Here is a 20,228-nt window from a genome sequence, read left to right on the forward strand (position 1 = left end):
GAGCGACGCTCGGCCGAGGTTCACGCGGCGCGGGCATCCGGTACCGAATCGGCCACCACGGCCAGCGATTGCTCGAAGTTCTTGGTCGTGCGAATCGCGTAGGGCCGCTTGCCCTGGCTCTCGTAGTAGGTGCGCACGCCGATCTCGCCGAGCATGCCCATCACGATGAACTGCAACCCCGCCAGCAACGCAAAGCTGGTGAGCAGCAGCAGGGGATTGCCGGTCATGTCGACGCCTCCGACCAGCTTCATCAGCAGAGTGGCCATTCCCGACAATGTGCCGAGCCCGCCGCAGGCCAGCCCGAACAAACCGAACAGCTTCATCGGGCTGCCGAGGTAGTGGATCATGTACTTCACGGTCAGCAGATCGAGCAGGACACGCACGGTGCGCGACAGGCCATATTTCGAGGTACCGAAGCGGCGCGGGTGATGGCGCGTGACGATTTCGACGCAACGCGCTCCGCGCCCATGCGCGAGAATCGGGATGAAGCGGTGCATCTCGCCGTAGAGATCGAGTTCTTCGGCGATCTCGCGGCGCATCGCCTTGAGCGTGCAACCCAGGTCGTGGACCGGAAAATGGGTGACGCGCGCGATGAGCCAATTGGCGATGCGCGACGGAAGCTTGCGCCGTACGAGCTCGTCCTGACGGTCGCGCCGCCAGCCGTGGACCAGGTCGTAGCCCTTGTCGAGCTCAGCAAGTAGCAGCGGAATATCTTCGGGATCGTTCTGCAAATCGGCGTCGAGCGTCACGATCGCGTCGCCACGGGCCATGTGCAGGCCGGCCGCCATGGCGGCCGATTGGCCGAAGTTGCGGCGGAAATGGATCACCTTGACGGCCGGATCGCGCGACGCCAGGGCATCGAGCGCGGCCGAAGTACCGTCGGTCGAGCCATCGTCGACCAGAATCATCTCGAAAGGACGACCCAGCCGCACGAGCACCGGGCGCAGCGCCGCGTAGAGCGCGTCGATCCCTTCGATCTCGTTGTAGATCGGCACCACCACGGAGACGCTCATCGTTTCAACTCCTCGGCCACGGCACGGGATGGGGTCGCCAGTGCCGGGACGCTCGTTCCAGCTCGTCCCAGCAGCACGAGCTCTCCCTTGCGCAGGAAGCGTGGCTGGCGCGCGAGCACCCGCACCTCGGCCGGTAAGACGGGCTCGAGCAAGGGCAGGCTGTCGACCCGGGCCACGAGATAGGCTCGCCGATCGCTGTGCAGAAAGTTTGCCACGTCCTCGGGCATTCCCAGCGGCGTCACGCGCCCTTGGGCGTAGAACACCAGGCTCGGCGTAAAGCAATCGAAGGCGGCGAGCTGGGGCGCGCCGTGTGCCTGCTCGCGCGCGAGGGCGACCAGGGCGGGGCTGTTCTGATGCCGCGCGACGCGCGACGCGGCGAAGCCAAACACGCCGCACGCCAGCAGCGTGCAGCTCATGGCTATCACGGTCGCCGCGCGGGCCGTGTCGTTCCGCAAGACGGCTCGATAGGCCACGATCGCGCCGACGAGCGGTATCACGCCGACGAGCCCGATCATCGCCTCGCCGGGCAGCACGAAGTAGGCCGCAATCGGCAGTCCGACGAGCAGCCCGACTCCGACGAGCCCCAAGGTCCCCAGCGCCAGACGGACCAACCGGCGCGAAAGCGCCGCCGGTTCGGCGACCCATTGCTCGATCAAGGCGCCCGTCAACAGGGCCAGCGCCGGATAAGCGGGCAGGATGTAATTGGGCAACTTCGTGCGGGCGAGCGAAAAGAAAACGAGATACATGCCCAGCCAACACAACAACAGCAGATAGCCGGCTCGCCACGGATGCCGCGAGCGGAGTCGAGCATGCACGTGAATGCCGGTCAGGCTGAAGAAGATCGACCAGGGAAAAAAGCCGATGGCCAGGACAATCAGGTAGTAGAAGAAAGGCCCGCCGTGGTTTTCGAGCGAGGTGACAAAGCGTCCCACGTTGTGCTTGCCCAGAAAGCCCGCCAGCCACGCGCCATCGGTGCGCAGGCCGACCAGGACATACCAGGGGAGAGCCACCGCCGCGACCGTGAGCACCGCGGTCACGGGGCGGAGCGTCCACGCTGCCCGCCCAATGCGCCGGGGAGCCAGCGGGCGCACGGCGCGCAGGATCCACAGCCGGAGCTTCTCGCGACGTCCGATTCCGAAGCCCTCGGCCGTCAGCCAGGGGGTGTTTACCACCAGGAGGAACAGGCCCAGGCAGGCGGTCGGCAGGACCACGGCCACGGGGCCTTTGGCCAATACGCCCAACCCCATCGCGGCGTAGAGCAACACGGCCCCCCACCAGGCGTGCGGGGCGAACGATCGCATCGCCGCGAACTCCACATCCAGCGCCGTGAGCGGATCGGCAAGACGATCGAGCGGCAGTTCGTCCCCGCGCTGCCAGACATTCTCCACTCGTCGCGAGACGGACCAGGCATAGGTCCACAGCGCGAGCGTCGTGAAGAAGATCAACGTCGAGTCGGGCGTGGCGGCCCGGGCCACAACATCGAAGCTCAGCGCACTGGTCAACGCGAGCGCGCCCCAGAGTCCCACTTCGGCGCGAAACAGAATCCGACCCAGGTGATAAGTCGCCAGTACCGTGCCCAGCGCCAGGACGGCCGAAGCCAGGCGCGCGCTGAACTCCGACACGCCGAAACAGGCATACGCCGGCATCGTCAGCCAGTAGAGCAAGACCGGCTTGTCGGTCCGCAGTTCCTCGTTGAAGCGAGGCACGACCCAGTCCCCCCGCGCGAGCATCTCTCGCGCGCACGAGGCATTCTTGGGCTCGTCCTCGTCGAACAGGCCCGCGCCGCCAAGATTCGTGAAGAACACGGCGGCTGCCGCCAACACGATCCACACGTGGTGCCAGACGAGACGCGACATGACGATAGCTCGCGGCCGAGGAAAAATTTCACAGCACGGCGCGGCGAGGGAGCCGCGTGGGCCGCGTAGTGTAGAAGTGCCTCGCAAAAATGGGCAACGTCATTTCGGAAAAGCCTTCACCGAAGTGCTAGCATCGCCGCCAGGGTTGCAGCACGCATCGCAAGCATTTTTCTGCCTTCAGATGCGGCGCTGCGGGGTGTCGCGAAACGGCGTTTTCTCAGCCCTGCGATCTCACTAGAATCCGCCCCGCCGTTGGCACCGCGTTCGCGGCTCGTCGACTCTGACGAACGGCCAACTCATCCATTTCTCTTCGCAGGATTCATCTCGATGGCGCATCGAGTCGATCGCCCACGGCCCGCGCTGGCCGACATGTTTCATACGTCTCTCCAGTCGACGGCCTTACCCTCGTGGGTTGCTACCTCGGTGGCGCTGCGCTGCGCCGCTCTCATCGGTGTGTTGCTGGCGTGCGTGCTGGCCGGCTGGCTCTGGCTCGACGGCCCAGTGGCGGTCTATGCGCTCAACCACAGCCACCCCGAACCGTTGGAAGAGTTACTCGCCGTGGCCGAGCCGTTTGGCAATGGAATCAGCGTGCTCTTGATCGTGGCGCTTATTTGGCGCCTCGATCCGCAGAACCTGCGGCGCACGCCACGCATGCTGACGATGGCCATCGGAGCGGGCATGGTGGCCGATGCGCTCAAGGTGATCGTGGGGCGTTACCGTCCGGTGACGGGCTCGTTCGATCCGGCCGACATGGCCTCGACCTTCGTCGGCTGGTGGCCAGGGGTCCACTCGCCCAGCGCGATACAAAGCTTTCCCTCGGCGCACACGGCGACCGCCGTCGGGCTGGCCTTGGCACTCGCCTGGGTTTATCCCCGCGGGCGCGTTCTGTTTCTGGGGGGCGCCGTGCTCGTGGGGCTGGAACGCATCGCGTACGGCGCGCATTTCGTCAGCGATGTTTACACGGGGGCCATCCTCGGCCTGATCGTGGCAACCACCTGTCTGCATAGCAGACGAATCGACCGATGGTTTTGCCGCCTCGAGGAACCTCGCGAGGTGACGTGCGATCCGCAGGCGATCGACGAGTTGTACCTGCGCACCGAGGTGATCCCCGTGCCGCATCTGTCGCGCGCAGATGAGTGGCGAGAGCCGCAGTTCGACTCGACCGCGCAGGAAAAACTGGTCGATGCCGAGCCCCCGGCGCAACGCGACGCGGCAGCCCGTCCGTTCAATCGCCGCGACCGCGCAGTGGCTTGATCTCTTGCGGCTCGGTGGGGCCCAAGACCAGGCGGCAGCAGCCCAAATCGAGCGAATCGTGGACCTCAGGCGACTGCGCGGGACGCAACACTCCGGGCACCAGCGTGTAGATCATCTGTCGGCCCGACCGTTGAGATTCGACGAGTCCCGCGTTCTTCAAGACCCCCAGATGGTGCGAGACGTTGCGCAGCTCGTCCTGCAGCTCGTCGGCCAACTCGGTCACGCTCTGCGCCCGCGTTTGCAGGCATTGCACGAGCTTGAGGCGTTGCGGATCGGCCAGTGCCTTGAGAAACACCGAGCACTTGTCCGATTCCAGGCGATCTTCCATCGGCGCCGCTCCGAGTTCATCGCCGCGGGCGACGTGCGGTCGCCGGCGGTTTGTCGCAGTGATCGAGTCGGCCTTGGTCTGTTCGCGTTGTGACCGGGCGCGCCGGCCGGATCGCCATCGATTACTCACCCAACACGTAGGCAAAGATCAACGGCGCCACGATCGACGCATCGGAGTTAATCATGAAGCGGGGGGAATCTTCGGCCAGCTTGTTCCAGGTGATCTTCTCGTTCGGCACGGCGCCCGAGTAGGAACCGAACGACGTCGTCGAATCGGAGATCTGCGCGAAGTAGCTCCAGTAAGGAATGTCGAGCTCGAGATCCTGGATCATCAGCGGCACGGCGCAGATGGCGAAGTCCCCCGCGATGCCGCCGCCGATCTGGAAGAAACCGATGGTGCCTTCCTGGAGCGTGTGCCGATACCACTCGACCAAGTGCTGCAACTGCTGCGTGCCGCTCTTGATGACGGCGTGGGTCTTGATTTTTCCTTCAATCACGCGGGCCGTGAAGATGTTGCCCAGCGTCGAGTCTTCCCAGCCTGGCGTGTAGATCGGCAATTGGCGCTCGTAGGCCGCCACGACCCAGGAATCTTCGCGCGGGATCTGCATGTGCTCGTCGAGCACGCGGTCTTCGATCAGCCGGTAGAAGTATTCATAAGGAAAGTACGACTCTCCCTTGCCGGCCGCTTCTTGCCAGAAGCGGGTCAGGTTCGACTCGAGATGTCGAATGACCGTCTCCGGAATGCAGGTATCCGTGACGCGGTTGAAGCCTTCGTCCCGCAGCTTGACCTCGTCGGCGGGAGAGAGGTCGCGATACTCGGGCACCATGCGGTACTCGTCGTGCGCCACCAGGTTGAAGATGTCTTCTTCCAGATTGGCGGCCGTCGAAGAGATGGCATGAACTTTGCCCGCGCGAATCATCTTGGCCAGCGAGATGCCCAGCTCGGCCGTGCTCATGGCGCCGGCCAGCGAGACGAGCATCTTGTTGCCGGCGGCGAGGTGATCCTTCCAGGCCTGCGCCGCGGCGACCGTCTCGCGCGCGTTGAAGTGCCGAAAGTTGTGGTCCATGAACTTCGAGATCGACATCCAACTTCTCCTCGTCGAACAAGCGAATCGGCGTAGCGGGCAAGATCAGGAAAAGGGCCGTGGCGAACTAACCGGCGCGACCACCGTCGCAGCAGGTTTCGCAGATCGTGTGGCAGTGCGTACAGACGAGCTTGGCCCGAATCTCGGTGACGGCGCCACCACAGACGGGGCAAGCTGCGCGACACGAGCTCGTGGCACTGTGGGACGATTCGTTTCGCAGGCGCGCGTCGTCGCGGGTCATGGCAGGCATCCGTTCCCGGTTGGCGTTTCGTCCACCGCGACTCCCTCGCGGCACGCGCTCATCGTAAAGCATCGCACCGAAAAGGACTAGAGCCACCGCGCAGCGCCGGCCGACGACCGCGGCACGAGGCCCGCCCCCACGGCAACTTGCTTGCGTCCGACACGAAACGGGGCGATAGTTCGACCTGCCCTCGCCGACCGTCGAAAGACATCTCGTACGACGCATGCCGCCCCGCAGCCCAGGCCACATGGTCTCCGCGTGACCGAATCCACCTCATCCGCAGCCACCGACCACTCGTCGCACGGCCCCGACGATACGGCCGCGCGCCCCACGCTGACCCGCTACCTGGTCCTGGCGGCGCTGTGCGGCTTCGCCATCATCGCCTACGTGCAGCGCAATTCGATCGGCGTGGCCGAGAGCACCATCCGCGCCGAACTCGGCCTGAGCAAGGAGCAGATGGGACGCGTCATGTCGGCCTTCTTTCTGACGTATGCCATCTTTCAACTTCCCACGGGCTGGCTGGCGCACCATTGGGGTACTCGCCGCACGCTGCCCCTGCTCGCCGTCGTCTGGTCGCTGGCAACGGGCATGATCGGTTGGGGGCATGGCTTTGTCGGCCTGTTGGCGGCGCGCTCGCTGATGGGAGCCGCCCAGGCAGGGGTCTTTCCCTGCGCCACGACCTCGGTCGCCGTATGGTTGCCCTTGAACCGGCGTGGGCTGGCCAGCGGCTCCCTCTCGGCCGCCATGTCGGTCGGGGGCGCCCTGGGGGTCGCTTTGGCGGGGTGGCTGGTGGTCGACGTCGGATGGCGAGAAACTTACTACTTGTTCTGCCTGCCCGGGCTGCTCTTCTCGCTCTGGTTCTACTTCTGGTTTCGCGATGCACCGGCCGACCATCCGCGCGTGAACGCCGCCGAGCGCCGCTTGCTCATGCCCGAGACAAACGTCGAGCTTGCCTCGAGCGCCGCGGCGCCCACCAGGAAAGAACCGATCCCCTGGTTGGCGTTGCTCACCAGCCCCGCCATGTGGGCCATCAATGGCCAACAGTTTTTCCGCGCAGCAGGCTACATCTTTTTCGCCAGTTGGTTCGCCACCTATCTACAAGAGAGTCGAGGCATCTCGATTGCCCAATCGGGATGGCTGACGAGCCTGCCCCTGATCGCGGTCGTCGTCGGCAGCGTGCTGGGGGGGAGCCTGTCCGATTGGCTCCTCGTACGCACGGGCAGTCTCCGTATGGCGCGGCAATGGCTCAGCACGGTCAGCGTCTTCGTCTGCGCCGCCTTCATCCTGGCGGCTTATCCGGTCGACAACGCCCTGCTGGCCGTGCTATTGATCAGCGCAGGCTCGTTCTGTGCGGCCGCCGCCGGGCCCTGTTCCTATAGCCTGACGATCGACATGGGGGGGCGCCACGTGGCCGCCGTATTCAGCACGATGAACATGTCGGGCAGCCTGGGGGCCCTGGTACTGCCCTTGGTGGTCCCGCTCGTCGTCGACTGGTCGGGGGGCTGGCATCTCGTGCTGCCGTTGTTCGCCGGATTGTACCTGGCCGCCGGACTTTGCTGGCTGCTGCTGAATCCCACGGGAACGGTTTTCGATCGTAGCTGGCTGCGCGGCAAAGCCAGCTCGGCGTGACGCGTGGCGGGCAGGCACGCACGGGCGGCCCAAAGCTTTTCTTGCGTCGTCGGGGGCCGCGAATAAAATGTTTCGCACGGGGAGCTTGTGCGCCCTGGCGGGTGCTTCGCGTGCGGACGAGCTTGACGTCGACAGTGGCTCGGATGCCCGCTTGGATGGCAAGTCGCTTCCCCCCGATTCCTGCTCTTACGCTTTCGTGAGGCCATCGATGCCAGCGGCGCCAACATCGCGCCTTGCGAAGGGGAACGCCGCGCGCCGATCGGGATGGCCGAGACGCGGCAAATTCGATGTTTCGCACGCGCGATCACTGCGGGGCGAATCGCTCGAGCAGCGCCGCTTGCTGAGCGTTACCCCCTTCGACCAGTTGCCTGCCTATGCGGTGCTGGCCAACGCGCTCGTGCCGGGCAGCACCGCCGACTGGTGGCAAAACAACAGCGAGACCGGCTCGCTCAAAGACGCCGCTGGCCGAGCGATCGCCACCACCGCCGCCCCGGCCATCGAAACCAAGTTGGTCTACACCGGGCAGTGGCTCGCCACGCTGGGACGCGATTCGTCCGGAGCATCGCTCGATACCAAGTCGCTTGCCGCGAACCTGGCTCGTGGGGGCGAGATACTCGCGGTTCGTACGTTGGACTACGCACCCGATACGCTGCTCGTCGACTTCGGGGCCGAGATGCCCTTCAGCCGCGCCGTGGCGAAGTTGATCGGCGCCGCGGAGTTCGCGAGCATCGTCCCCGTCTTTGCCCAGCAGCAGCAGGGGCGTTTCACGCCCGACGATCCCCTCTTTGCGGACCAATGGCATCTGCAGAACACGGGCCAGTCGGGAGGCACGCCGGGGGCCGATGCCAACCTTGCGAGCGCCTGGGATACGGCGCAGGGCACAGGCGTCGTCATCGCGATCGTCGACGACGGGCTGGAGCATACGCATCCCGATCTCACCACGCAGTATCTTGCGTCGGCCAGTTTCGACTTCAACGACAACGATCTCGATCCGGAGCAACTCGGCGGCGACTCGCACGGCACCTCGGTGGCCGGGGTCGCCGTGGCGCGCGGCAATAACGGCATCGGCGTTACCGGCGCCGCCCCCAACGCGCAACTCGCCGCGCTGCGTCTGACCGGCGCGGCGACCACCGACTCGCAGGAGGCGGCCGCCCTGTCGTACGCCGCTCAGACGATCGACATCTACACGAATAGCTGGGGGCCGCTTGACGACGGCCAGCGTCTGGCGGGGCCGGGGCCACTCACGCGCGCCACCCTGCAAAACGGTGTCACCACCGGACGGGGAGGACTAGGCAGCATCTACGTCTGGTCGGCGGGCAACGGCCTGACCTACCAGGACAACGTGAATTACGACGGGTATGCCAGCAGCCGCTTCGTGATTGCCGTCTCGGCGATCGATCACAACGGAGTGCAGGCCGCCTACAGCGAGCCTGGCGCCTCGATTCTCGTCACGTCGTACTCGAGCGGCTCGGGGGCGGGCATCACCACTACCACGACCAGCGGCGGATACACCAACCTTTTTGGAGGCACCTCGTCCTCCGCACCCCTCGTGGCAGGCGTCATTGCCCTCATGCTCGAGGCCAACCCGACTCTCACCTACCGCGACGTGCAGTACATCCTGGTCGACACCGCGGCGCAAAACCATCCGGCCGACCCGGGCTGGGCCACGAACGGCGCCGGACGGCCGGTCAATCACAAGTACGGGTTCGGCGCGGTCGATGCCGCCGCCGCGGTCGCCGCGGCCACGACCTGGACAACCGTCGCGCCCGAGACCTCGTTCGTTTCGCCCGTGACGAACGTCGGACTGGCGATTCCAGACAACAGCACCGCGGGCATTACCTCGTCGATCAACGTGACCGACGATCTCGTCGTCGAACGCGTCGAAGTCGTCTTTACGGCGTCGCATACTTTTCGGGGCGACTTGCGCGTCGTGCTCACCTCGCCCGACGGTACGCAATCGATCCTGGCCGAGCCCCATAACGATCCGAACGACCACTATGCGAGCTGGACCTTCAGCTCGACGCATCATTGGGGCGAGTCGTCGCTCGGACAATGGACGCTCAAGGTCGCGGACGAAGCAGCCGCGGACGTCGGCACGTGGACGAATTGGACGCTCAAGCTCCATGGCACGGCGGCCCCCACGGGCCCCGCGCCGCCGCGGATCGTATCGTCCTCTCCCATCGGCTCTTTAGAGGGTCCCAGGGACTCGTTCGAGTTCAACTTCAGCGAGGCGATGGATCAGGCGAGCTTCTCGCTGGCCCTGGATGTTGTCAGCTTCACCGGCCCGACGGGAGATCTCGCGGCCGAATTGACCGGCTTCGCCTGGCTCAATCAGAACACGTTGCGTGTCTCGTTTAATGCACAATCCGCGGTGGGCGCGTATACGCTCGTACTGGGACCCGACCTCCTGGACGCCGATGACGGCTTCGCCCTCGACCAGGACAACGATGCGACGCCCGGCGAATCGCCCGACGACCAGTACACCGCCACGTTCACGATCGTGAACAACGCACCGGGCGAAATCCGCGGCTCGAAGTGGAACGATCTCAACGGCGATGGCGCCTGGAACGAAGGGGAGCCGGGGCTTGCGGATTGGACCATCTTTCTCGATCTGAACGAGAACGGCGCGTTCGACACGCACACGCAAACGGTCACGTCGGCCAACGTACCGGTGGCCATTCCCAATCTGACCACGGTGACGTCCACGCTCGACGTCGTCGCGCAGCTCGGCACGGTCGTCGACGTGAACGTGACGCTCACCATTCAGCACACCTACGCGGCCGACCTCGACGTCTTTCTGATCGGTCCGACCGGAGCACAAGTCGAGCTCTTCACCGATGTTGGCGGCAACGGCCAGAACTTCACCGGCACGACGCTCGACGACGAGGCATCGGTGGCGATCACCGCGGGCACGGCCCCCTTTAGCGGATCGTACCGGCCCGAGGGTCTCCTCTCGCTCTTCGATGGACTCCATCCCGGTGGCACCTGGACGTTAAGCGTCACGGACGACGCGAGCATCGACGTGGGCACGCTCGTAAGCTGGTCGCTCCAGATCACGTACCTCGAGCCCTCGACCACCACGGACGAGAACGGCGCCTACGCCTTTGTCGAGTTGCCGGCCGGCAGCTACGTCGTGGCCGAGTTGATGAAGCCCGGCTGGACGCAAACCTACCCGACGCCGAACGAAGGCGGAAGCGAATCGGCCGGCAGCGGGCAACAAGCGCGACAAGACATTCCCCCGATCACGACGACCGGTTCCACCGCGCCGATGCAGGTGATGGGCGAGTTGGTCAGTTCATCTCCGACGCTGGGGAACGTGCCGCGTTTGAACGTCTCGTCGCCGTTGATCAATTTGCCGGCCTTCCGGACCGATCCGCGCTTCGCTGGTATCAATGGCAGCGGCTTCGCCTCGGTCATCATCGACACGGGCATCGATCTCGATCATCCGTTCTTCGGGCCCGACGCCGACAGCAACGGTGTGGCCGATCGCATCGTCTACGCTTGGGATTTCGCCGATAATGACTCGAACGCCAGCGACGTCAACGGACACGGCTCGAATGTGGCCAGCATCGTCGCTTCGCAGAGCGGCACGTTCGGCGGCATGGCGCCCGCCGTGAATATTATCGCGCTCAAGGTCTTCTCGAACGCCGGGGGGGAGGGCAGCTTTGGCGACGTTGAAGACGCCCTGCAGTGGGTGATCGCGAATGCCACCACGTACAACATCGTCAGCGTCAACATGTCCTTGGGAGACGACACGAATTATACCTCGGCTGCCACGGCCTACGGCCTGGGGGACGAACTGGCGGCGCTGGCCGCGATGAACGTGATTGTCGTTTCCGCCGCCGGCAATGCCTTTTATACGAATAACAGCACGCCGGGAATCTCTTATCCCGCGGCCGATCCTAATTCGCTGGCGGTGGGGGCCGTGTGGGACTCGAACGCCGGCTCCTTCAATTTCAGCAGCGGCGCGCGCGACTTCACCACCGGCCCGGATCGCATCACCAGCTTCTCGCAACGACACGCCACGTTGCTCGACGTCTTCGCGCCCGGGGCGGTGATTACCGGCGCGGGGCCCTCGGGCGGAACCTCCAACTACTCGGGCACGAGCCAGGCGGCGCCCCATATCGCCGGCATTGCCGTCCTCGCGCAGCAACTGGCCGTGCAAGAACTCGGACGACGACTCACGTTTGCCGAATTCCGCTCGTTATTGCAGTCGACCGGTGTCACGATCAACGACGGCGACGACGAAGACGACAACGTCACGAACACCGGGCTGAACTTTCCTCGCGTTGACGTGCTGGCGCTCGGCGAAGCCATTCTGGCGCTCAAAACGCCTGGCGGCGGCGGTGAAATCGTCGGGCCCGGCACGCACACGGTTATGCTGGCCGCGGGCGAGATCGTCGAGGGAATCGATTTTGGCAACCAACACAATGCGCCACCCGTGCCCGACGCCGGTGGCCCCTACGAGATCGCCGAAGGGGATTCGCTCGCGCTCGATGGCACGGGGACGACCGACCCCGATCTGGATGACGTGCTCAGCTATAGCTGGGATCTCAATGGCGATGAGATCTTCGACGACGCGACGGGGCTGAACCCCGTCGTCCCCTGGTCCGCGCTTGTGGCACTGGGCATCGCCGATGGGCCCGCCTCGCACGAGGTCCGGCTGCGCGTCGACGATGGCGCGGGACACATCGTGACGTCTGCCATGGTCCTGCTGACGGTACACAACACGGCGCCGTCGGCCGACGCGGGGGGCCCCTACCAAATTGCCGAGGGGAGCACGGTGACACTGACCGCCACGGGCACTGATCCCGCGGGCGAGGCCGATCCGCTGACCTATCTGTGGGACCTCGACGGCGATGGCGAGTTCGACGATGCGAGCGGCGCATCGGTTGTCGTCACGTGGGCCGAGTTGCTCGCCTGGGGCTTCGACGATGGACCGGCCGCGATCGAGATCCAGGTGCGCGTGCAGGATGACGACGGGGGCGTGACCGATTCGGCCCCCGTGTCGCTTGCCATTCTGAACGCCCCGCCCGTGGCGACGCTCACCGGCCCTCATGTATCGAAGCCTGGCGTGCTGCATGCCTTCACCGCGACGGCGGCGGACGCCGGACCGATCGATCAGGCCTCGAGCTTTACGTACGAGTTCGATTGGGACGGCAACGGCACGGTCGACGAAACGACGAACGGTTCGACGTCGGTGATCCTTTCGCATGCCTTCAGCGTCGGCACCTGGAACGTCGGGGTGCGCGTGACCGATCGCGATGGAGGCGTCAGCGCGTTTGCCACGCATGCGATCCACGTCTACCGGGTGGAGCAGGTCGGATCGATCGTCGAGTGGGAAGGGAGCGGCGGCGATGACGTGGTCGAATTCGAAGAAACGGCGCCCGGGGTGGTCGAAGTCCGCACCGTCTCGATAGGGGGCCATGCCGTGGGGGAGTTGCTGACCTTCACCGGCATCACGAATGTCCATGCCCAGGGGCACGCCGGGTACGATCGCCTCGATGCGGCGGCGCTGGTCACGATTCCCGCCTTCCTCGAAGGTGGACGACACGGCGACACGCTCTTGGGTGGCGGCGCCAACGATACGCTACGGGGCGATCTGAACAGCTCCCTCTCGGCTGACGGCAACGAAGGAGCCGACTCGATCGTCGGCGGCGACGGCGACGACCTGCTCTACGGCGATGGCGACGGCACCGAAGGGGGCCGCGATACGATCTTCGGCGGAAATGGCCACGATACCATCTTCGGCGATGGCGGCGACGGCGCCGAAGGACGCGCCGATTCGCTCTTCGGCGAAGCAGGCAACGACCAGATCTTCGCTCATACGGGCAACGATCGCGTCGAGGGGGGCGCCGGCGACGACCTGCTCTTCGGCGGCGCCGACGGCAACGAAGGGAACGACACCCTGCTCGGCGGCCTCGGCAACGACATCCTGAGTGGCGTCAAAGGCAACGACTCGCTCGTGGGCGGCGCCGGACACGACTTGCTCTTCGGCGGCACCGGCGCCGACGTGCTCGACGGCTCGGCCGACGAGGATCTGCTCGTCGGCAACAACACCACGTTCGACTCGAACGTGGCCGCGCTCGTCAGTCTCCACGCGGAATGGACCTCGACGCATCTCTACGAGGACCGCGTGGCCCACATCGCGGGCACGCTCGCCGGGGGTCTGAATGGCTCGGTGACGCTCGTACCCGGAGTGACGGCGCTGGCCGACGACGCGATCGACACGCTCGCCGGCCACGGCGCGCTCGACTGGTTCCTCTACGATCTGCTGCTGGATCTCATCGCCGACGAAGAGCCCGGCGAAACGCTCACCGACGTGAACGTCCCGTAGGTCGCGCGGCCCGTACGTGACCTACGGCACGTCGGCGCGAGCGATGAAGACGCGATCGCCCGGCAAGATCTGGTAGTTCGTCGTGGTCGTCGTGCCTTGAGAAACTTGCTTCCAGTCCAAGGGAAGCACCTGGGCGGCTCCGACTCCGTTGGCTGACGGGCGCGAGATCCAGACACGTGTCCGTTCAGGCGTTTGGATTCCGCCGATCTGGGCGACGGCGTCCAGCACCGTTTCATTGCCCGTAATGGGGAGCCGAGTCACGAAATCGCCACGGCCCGGCTCCTGCTCGACGATGTAGTAAACCGAGCTGTTGTACCCGTAAACATCGACGTTGACTTGCGGCTCGGTGAGCCGCGCTTTGGCCGCTGATTGGATGGCGGCTTGGGCTTCGGAAATCGTCTTGCCGGCGACCGGGACCGATCCCAAGAAGCCGAGATTCACCGATCCGTCGGGAGTGACGAGGTATTCGCCCGACACCGTGGCGTGCGAAGCACTGCTCGTGATAGCGACGCGGATGACATCGGGGGGCCGGATCGTATAGTCGGGCAACGAGGTGCGGTACGCTTCATTCGCCGCCAAACCGACGAGCAATTCCCACGTGCGAACGTTGGCGGCAAAGCCGATCGCGATGCCAAACACCAGAAACAACAAGTTCACGAGAGAAAAACGCACTCGCGGAGAAAACCTCTGCAACATGTCATCTTCCATGACTCGATGAGAGCAGTTTTTGTCGTGCGGCTGAAGCTTGCAGGCTGGTCTTAGCGCTTGATCAGCATGCACTGCGTGGTGGGCAGCTCGATGATATCCTCGGGCTTGCCTTCGAGGAATTCGGCGAAGGCCTGACGCACGCCTGCCAGCACGGAGTAGTCGTGCGAGAGCATGATGCCGCCGGGCAGCATGCGCGGGTAGAAGAAGTTCAAACAGTCGAGCGTGCTCTGGTAGAGGTCGACGTCGAAGTTGGCGAACGAAAACTTCAGGTTCTCGATCGGGCCCGCCGTGGCCGGAAAGTACCCCTTGTACATATGTACGTTCGAGTAGGGTTCGAGAAACTTCTTCACGCGCTCGAAACTCGTCGTGTATTGATGCTCGCGGTGGACCTGCTTTTCCGACTCGGTCGGCTCGGGCAGCCCTTCGAACGTGTCGAACAGGTAGAGCGCGCGATCTCCCTTCGCCTCGCAGATCATCCGCGCCGTCCCCCCTTCGTAGACGCCCACTTCGGCCATGGCGCCGTCGAGGCGGCTCTGTGCCCGGGCGATCGTGTGGCACAAGAAGGCCTCGTTCGCCGTGGTGAGCGAGCGCCGTTTGCGGCGCATATCGCGAATCAGATTGAGCACCGACGGCTCTTTGTGGCCGGACAGGCTCATCAATTCCATGCGGGCGACGGCGCCGATCGAAATGCGTTCGAGAATGCCGCCTCCAATCAAACGTTGGAAGCGCGGGTTTCGCAGCCACATCGATGGGCACCTCGGAAGTTAGACGGAGCAAGGGGCAGGGCCGAATCGTACGGCGTTTGCTCACACAGGGGCCGACGTCCACCACGGTTCCGGGACACGCGAACTCGGCCAATGGCCACCCCCTAGGGGGTGCAAACTCTCCGCAAGTTAGCGAGACTACCGCGACAGGGCAAGATCGCTTGCGCGCAGCACCGCCCAAAGTTGAAGAGAAAACCAACCTGGGAGGGCCGGTTCTGACGGTTACCCGAGCTTCGACAGACCGAGACGGGCCGCTGCGGACTGCGGTTCGTCGGCGTCGCAGGCCAACACGGCTTGAAAGACCTTCTTGGCGCCATCCTTGTCGCCGGCGGCGGCCAGCGTCTCGGCCAAGCGCAGCCGCGCCTTCAAGGCCCTGCGCCAGGCCCGCGGATCGGCGGCGCGATCGGCCATCACCGCGGCGACCGCGTTGTCCGCGGCGGCGTCTCCGATGAGGGCCAGGCCCTCGATCGCGGCCAGCCGCACTTCGGCATCGGGATCGGCCGAGGCCTTGGTCAGCGCGGCGACTGCCTCCGCGCCCCCACGACGGCCGAGGGCGTTGATCGCCCCCACGCGAAACTCGGGTCCGACGCCGTCGCAAGCCGCCGCCGACAGGGCCGCCGTGGCCGGGGCACACGGCGTTCGATCGAGTGCCCAGCGGGCCATCTCGCGGGTCTCGAAGTCGCCGAGCGATTTCTGCAGCGACTCGACTTCCGACTCGGCCGCCACGCAGGCCAGCAATTGCGCAATACGTCCGCGCACGGCGGGCGAATACTTGACCGACTTATGTTTCTTGCCTTCGCCGTCGGTCGTTTCCTTCTCCGCGTTCAATTCGGCGGCCAACTCTTGCGCCACCTTCGAACGCTCGGCGTCGTTGCCGGGCGTACCGGCCGCCGCCACAATCTGCCACAGTCCGTAGTAGGCCCGAAAATCTTGCGCCGGATCGGCGCCGCCCAACTTCTCGACCAGGCTTTGAATCGTTTCCATGTGTCCCTTTCAGATCCCCAGCGGGAATGCGTGTGCGTGAAGACAGCGCCCGAGGGCGCGCCGAGAGGGTGTTCCGCGAGCCTTACAGGTGCCAGGGGGCCCGCATCGGCTTCGACGCCAGCCGGTTCGCCTGGTCGTCGTCGACAAACTGCTCGACGGTGGGGTCCCACTTCAGTTCGCGTCCCAGCTTCAAGGCGATGTTGCCCAGGTGACAAATCGTGACCGAACGGTGACCGATCTCGACGTCGCAGATCGGCAGCTCGCGCGATTGGATGCAGTCGAGCCAGTTGTGGTGGTGGTCGCGACTGACGTACAGGCGCGTGTCGTCGCTCGAGAATTCGGTTTTCAGCAGTTGCGGGTCCGAGGCCTCGATCTTGCCACGGCTGACGAAGACCCAGCCGTCGGTGCCGGTGAACTTGATGCCGTTTTCGCCCTGCGAATGGCACTCGAGCACGACGCCGTTGTCGTAGGTGTACTTCACGTCGAACTCGCCCGGCACGTCGTGCGGACCCTGCTCGTGCCAGGTGGCCGTGCCCAAGACCTTGACCGGACCACTGCCGTCGGAGCCGATGCCCCACTGCGCGATGTCGTTGTGATGGGCGCCCCAGTCGGTCATCTTGCCCCCCGAGTAATCGGAGAACCAGCGGAACTGGTAGTGGACGCGGTTGGCAGCGTACTCGGCGTACGGCGCGGGACCGAGCCAGAAGTTCCAGTCCAACTCCGGCGGCGGCGTGGTCGACGGCTGCCATTGCCCCGCATCAATGCCGCCGATGCGCGTATCGACGTGCTGCAGCTTGCCGATCTTCTCGTTGCGCACCAACTCGCAGGCCAGACGGAAGCGATCGTCGCTGCGCTGCTGGCTGCCCGTTTGCACGATGCTGCCGTAGCGGCGGGCCGCTTTCACCATCGCCTGACCTTCGGCGATGGTCAGCGAGAGGGGCTTCTCGCAGTACACATCCTTGCCCGACTCCATGGCGTAGATCGCCGTCAGGGCGTGCCAATGGTCGGGCGTGGCAACGAGCACCGCATCGATGTCCTGGCGATCGCACAGATCGCGGAAGTCGCGGTAGACGCCGACGCGGCGGCCCGTGGCCTTGTAGACGTCTTCGGCGGCCATGTCGCGATGGTTGCGATCGACGTCGCACACCGCGGCCACTTCGATGCGCGGATTCGGCAGCAGCTTGTGCTGCAGGTGATGGCGGCGCCCCAGATCGCCCGTGCCGATCGAGCCGACCACCACGCGATCGCTCGGGGCCGGACGGCGGCCTTTGGCGAAGGTCGTGGCGGGCACAATCGTGGGAGCGGCCAGCGTCGCGGCCGAGGTCTGCAAGAAACGGCGCCGATTCGGCTTCTTGAACAACGTCACGTGAATCGCCTCTCAGGCAAGGGATGGCATGCGAGAATCGTCGCTCGGACACGAAGTTTTCAGGGACCGCAGGACCCTCGAAAAGGAGCGCACGCGCCGGCGACGGGAGTGTTGGCTGCCATTGTCTTTAGCTCTCCCGGTGATTGCAAGCTTGCGCCAGCCGAAATGCCCCCTCGCCCCCGCTCGGGTAGCCTGGGGGCCTTCGGCCGGTACTGATCGGGGGGATAACCTCACTTACGCACGCCGTTCGCCTTTGGCCTTTTGGCCCCACGCCGTAGAATCGCCACCCCAGGGCAAAAGCGAGCACGCGCCCCACTGACCACTGATCCCGGAAACTCGCGCGCATGAGGCGCCACCAACGAGCCACTGTCCTGCCGGTGATCGGCACGCGTCCCGAGGCGATCAAGCTCGCGCCGGTCATTCAGGCCCTGCGGCGAACGGCTTGGGCCGACTGCCCCCTCCTGCACACGGGGCAGCATCGCGAGTTGGCGGACGACGCGCTGACGACGTTTGGCATCGCGGCGGACTTTGATCTCGACTTGATGCGGCCTGGCCAGGCGCTGGGGGAGCTCACCTCGCGTCTGCTCGACGGCATCGATGGCGTGCTGGCGGTCGTGCGACCCAGCCTGGTCCTTGTCGCCGGCGATACGACGACCGTCATGGCCGCGGCGTTGGCGGCCGTGGCGCGACGAGTGCCCGTCGTCCACGTCGAGGCCGGCCTGCGCACGGGAGATCTTGCCGCACCCTTTCCTGAAGAATTGAATCGTGTCCTGACGACGCGGCTCGCGACCTTGCACTGCGCACCGACTAGCGCCGCGCAACACACGCTCCTGGCCGAAGGCGTGCCAGGGAGTTCGATCCTCGTCACGGGGAATCCCGTGATCGACGCGCTGCGTGCGACGGCACGTCGCGAGAGAATCTTCGCACCGTGGCTAGCGCCGGGGGAACGTCTGGTTCTCATCACGGCGCATCGTCGCGAGAGCTTTGGAACACCGCTGGAACGAATCTGCCAGGCGGTCGAGACGCTGGCCAGCCGTTACGATAACGTTCGTTTTGTCTGGCCGCTGCACCCGAATCCGGCGGTGCGGACCTGTGTCGAGCAACGACTTGGCGACGTGGCGCGTGTGCAGCTCTGCGAGCCGCTCGGCTATCGCGAATTTGTAGCCGCGCTGGCGCAATGTCATTTCGTGATGACCGACTCGGGAGGCGTACAGGAAGAGGCGCCGGCCCTGGGCAAGCCGGTGCTGGTCCTGAGAGATGTCACAGAACGGCCGGAAGCGATCGCATCCGGTCAAGCGAGTCTGGTCGGGACAGTAGCGAGCAGAATCGTACATGCCGCTAGTAGACTACTCGGCGATGACGCAGTTTACCGGAGCATGCAGCGGGCCCACAGTCCGTATGGCGATGGTCGCGCGGCAGAACGAATCGTGCAGGGTTGCCGGAATTTGCTGGCCCAGTTGAGCGTGCTTCGCCCGGAACAAACTGCCGCACGCGTGGCGGCATTCTCAGGCCACACGACCTAGCTGGGCGGTCGGCTCGGGGGCATATCGAGGCGCAATGCCCCATTTGCGCAGCCAGCGCAGGTAGGACATACCATGCCGCATGGCATCGCGAGAGAGAAAACGCCGGCTGGCACCCTGCTCGACGTGGTAACACGACGTTCCACCATGGAACATCACGCGCCAGCCCGCCTGGTTCATGCGCAGGCAGAAATCGACGTCTTCGAAGTATTTGACGAACTGCGTGTCGAAGAGCCCGACGTCGGCAAAGGCCTCGCGTCGGACGAGCATGAAGCAGCCCGAGAGCCACTCGCAGTCGAAGCTCTCGGTCGAGCGTCGGTCGCGGTAGAGATAGTTATCGATGCTGTGGCGCAGCCAACGCCCCAGACCGAAACGGCGTCCCAGGATCACCGAGACGGACGGATGTCGACGAGCGGGATGGGCGTAGCCGCCGTCGGCACGGTAGATGCGGCAGCCGGCCACGCCGCAATCGGGGTTCTCGCGCATGAAGGCCACCATCCGCGCGAGGCACTGCTCAGACGGCTCGAAGTACATGTCGGTATTGAGCAGCAACACGAAGGGAGCGGTCGAGGCCTCGACGATGCGGTTCAGATTCGGACCGTACGCCAGCCGGGTCTCGTTGCGCAGCACCAGCGTTTGGGGGAAATAGCGGAGCCACGGCTCGACACTATCGGCACGGTTGTCGACCAGGATCAACCGCATCGAGAGCCCCTCGCCCGAGATCGCCATCGTCTCGAGCAAGCGAGGCATGTACTGCTGCTCGTGCGTATAGATGACGCCGATGTCGACGTCGGGCGTTCGGTTCGCCGCGGCCGAACGCTGCGAGGTGGCCGTGGCCTGCCGCTTTGGATCGCCTTCGACGCTCATGCGGGCTGGATGTCCTACGGCGCAAGGGCGTTGGGTTCAAGGGACAACTCGACACTCGTGAAACGACCATCGATCGTTTTCACGCGGGGGGCGGTATAGCAGCCGTTACAACCGAGGGTCAAGAGAAATCGGCATGGCGGTGCTAGCTTGCCAGCGCGGCAAACACGTGGTGCCACGAGCTGCTTCTACTGCGCACGCGCCGCTTGCGCCGTAGTGAATGCGACCCCCCTCCCATGTGTCGGGGTACGCGAAGTCCATCGGCTCATCGCGAAACGAT

14 protein-coding genes are annotated in these 20,228 nt (G+C 65.1%); 5 read left to right on the plus strand and 9 right to left on the minus strand.

The window, feature by feature from the left end; translation table 11 throughout:
* Positions 1-20: 20 nt before the first annotated feature.
* Complete coding sequence (locus KF708_10175) at positions 21-1,013, minus strand: glycosyltransferase family 2 protein (protein MBX3413042.1); 993 nt, start codon at positions 1,011-1,013, stop codon at positions 21-23.
* Positions 1,010-2,869 (minus strand): glycosyltransferase family 39 protein, encoded by a 1,860-nt coding sequence (locus KF708_10180; GenBank protein ID MBX3413043.1) that lies wholly within the window; start codon positions 2,867-2,869, stop codon positions 1,010-1,012. The genes KF708_10175 and KF708_10180 overlap by 4 nt, the downstream gene beginning before the upstream one ends.
* 327 nt (positions 2,870-3,196) lie before the next feature.
* Between KF708_10180 and KF708_10185 the strand changes: the two genes are divergently transcribed.
* Positions 3,197-4,123, plus strand: coding sequence for a phosphatase PAP2 family protein (locus KF708_10185; protein ID MBX3413044.1), 927 nt, complete (start codon positions 3,197-3,199; stop codon positions 4,121-4,123).
* Here KF708_10185 and KF708_10190 read toward each other — a convergent pair.
* Together KF708_10190 and KF708_10195 are read right to left on the minus strand one after the other, a co-directional pair.
* Positions 4,095-4,451 carry a winged helix-turn-helix transcriptional regulator gene (locus KF708_10190; GenBank protein ID MBX3413045.1) on the minus strand — a complete coding sequence of 119 codons (357 nt, stop codon included), beginning with the start codon at positions 4,449-4,451 and terminating at the stop codon, positions 4,095-4,097. The genes KF708_10185 and KF708_10190 overlap by 29 nt on opposite strands.
* A gap of 121 nt (positions 4,452-4,572) precedes the next feature.
* Positions 4,573-5,535: a deoxyhypusine synthase family protein gene (locus KF708_10195; GenBank protein ID MBX3413046.1), complete on the minus strand. Its 963-nt coding sequence runs from the start codon at positions 5,533-5,535 to the stop codon at positions 4,573-4,575.
* Between KF708_10195 and KF708_10200 the strand changes: the two genes are divergently transcribed.
* From KF708_10200 to KF708_10210, 3 genes are all read left to right on the plus strand, one after another.
* The gene (locus KF708_10200; protein ID MBX3413047.1) at positions 5,516-5,866 is read left to right on the plus strand and encodes a hypothetical protein; all 351 of its coding nucleotides are present in this window, start codon (positions 5,516-5,518) and stop codon (positions 5,864-5,866) included. The genes KF708_10195 and KF708_10200 overlap by 20 nt on opposite strands.
* A 168-nt stretch (positions 5,867-6,034) precedes the next feature.
* Complete coding sequence (locus KF708_10205; GenBank protein ID MBX3413048.1) at positions 6,035-7,405, plus strand: MFS transporter; 1,371 nt, start codon at positions 6,035-6,037, stop codon at positions 7,403-7,405.
* A 337-nt stretch (positions 7,406-7,742) separates the two neighbouring features.
* On the plus strand, positions 7,743-13,742 hold the full coding sequence (locus KF708_10210; GenBank protein MBX3413049.1) for a S8 family serine peptidase: 6,000 nt from the start codon (positions 7,743-7,745) through the stop codon (positions 13,740-13,742).
* A 21-nt stretch (positions 13,743-13,763) separates the two neighbouring features.
* Here KF708_10210 and KF708_10215 read toward each other — a convergent pair whose 3' ends face one another.
* From KF708_10215 to KF708_10230, 4 genes are all read right to left on the minus strand, one after another.
* Positions 13,764-14,438 carry a polysaccharide biosynthesis/export family protein gene (locus KF708_10215; protein ID MBX3413050.1) on the minus strand — a complete coding sequence of 225 codons (675 nt, stop codon included), beginning with the start codon at positions 14,436-14,438 and terminating at the stop codon, positions 13,764-13,766.
* A gap of 62 nt (positions 14,439-14,500) precedes the next feature.
* Positions 14,501-15,196 carry a class I SAM-dependent methyltransferase gene (locus KF708_10220; GenBank protein ID MBX3413051.1) on the minus strand — a complete coding sequence of 232 codons (696 nt, stop codon included), beginning with the start codon at positions 15,194-15,196 and terminating at the stop codon, positions 14,501-14,503.
* Between the two features lie 240 nt (positions 15,197-15,436).
* Positions 15,437-16,198: a HEAT repeat domain-containing protein gene (locus tag KF708_10225; protein ID MBX3413052.1), complete on the minus strand. Its 762-nt coding sequence runs from the start codon at positions 16,196-16,198 to the stop codon at positions 15,437-15,439.
* 82 nt (positions 16,199-16,280) lie between these two features.
* Positions 16,281-17,558: a Gfo/Idh/MocA family oxidoreductase gene (locus KF708_10230; GenBank protein MBX3413053.1), complete on the minus strand. Its 1,278-nt coding sequence runs from the start codon at positions 17,556-17,558 to the stop codon at positions 16,281-16,283.
* Between the two features lie 350 nt (positions 17,559-17,908).
* Here KF708_10230 and wecB point away from each other — a divergent pair, with 350 nt between their 5' ends.
* Complete coding sequence (wecB, locus tag KF708_10235) at positions 17,909-19,087, plus strand: UDP-N-acetylglucosamine 2-epimerase (non-hydrolyzing) (GenBank protein ID MBX3413054.1); 1,179 nt, start codon at positions 17,909-17,911, stop codon at positions 19,085-19,087.
* On the opposite strand, the gene KF708_10240 is transcribed toward wecB, so the two are convergent.
* Positions 19,070-19,951 (minus strand): glycosyltransferase family 2 protein, encoded by an 882-nt coding sequence (locus tag KF708_10240; GenBank protein ID MBX3413055.1) that lies wholly within the window; start codon positions 19,949-19,951, stop codon positions 19,070-19,072. The two genes, wecB and KF708_10240, sit on opposite strands and share 18 nt — an antisense overlap.
* Between the last annotated feature and the right edge of the window lie 277 nt (positions 19,952-20,228).

The organism is Pirellulales bacterium, assembly GCA_019636335.1.
Taxonomy (GTDB): domain Bacteria; phylum Planctomycetota; class Planctomycetia; order Pirellulales; family JAEUIK01; genus JAHBXR01.

Coding starts and splice junctions, on each gene's coding strand:
- KF708_10175 (MBX3413042.1), bottom strand. CDS start 1,013: ATGAGCGTCTCCGTGGTGGTGCCGATCTACAACGAGATCGAAGGGATC.
- KF708_10180 (MBX3413043.1), bottom strand. CDS start 2,869: ATGTCGCGTCTCGTCTGGCACCACGTGTGGATCGTGTTGGCGGCAGCC.
- KF708_10185 (MBX3413044.1), top strand. CDS start 3,197: ATGGCGCATCGAGTCGATCGCCCACGGCCCGCGCTGGCCGACATGTTT.
- KF708_10190 (MBX3413045.1), bottom strand. CDS start 4,451: ATGGAAGATCGCCTGGAATCGGACAAGTGCTCGGTGTTTCTCAAGGCA.
- KF708_10200 (MBX3413047.1), top strand. CDS start 5,516: ATGAACTTCGAGATCGACATCCAACTTCTCCTCGTCGAACAAGCGAAT.
- KF708_10195 (MBX3413046.1), bottom strand. CDS start 5,535: ATGTCGATCTCGAAGTTCATGGACCACAACTTTCGGCACTTCAACGCG.
- KF708_10215 (MBX3413050.1), bottom strand. CDS start 14,438: ATGTTGCAGAGGTTTTCTCCGCGAGTGCGTTTTTCTCTCGTGAACTTG.
- KF708_10220 (MBX3413051.1), bottom strand. CDS start 15,196: ATGTGGCTGCGAAACCCGCGCTTCCAACGTTTGATTGGAGGCGGCATT.
- KF708_10225 (MBX3413052.1), bottom strand. CDS start 16,198: ATGGAAACGATTCAAAGCCTGGTCGAGAAGTTGGGCGGCGCCGATCCG.
- wecB (MBX3413054.1), top strand. CDS start 17,909: ATGAGGCGCCACCAACGAGCCACTGTCCTGCCGGTGATCGGCACGCGT.
- KF708_10240 (MBX3413055.1), bottom strand. CDS start 19,951: ATGAGCGTCGAAGGCGATCCAAAGCGGCAGGCCACGGCCACCTCGCAG.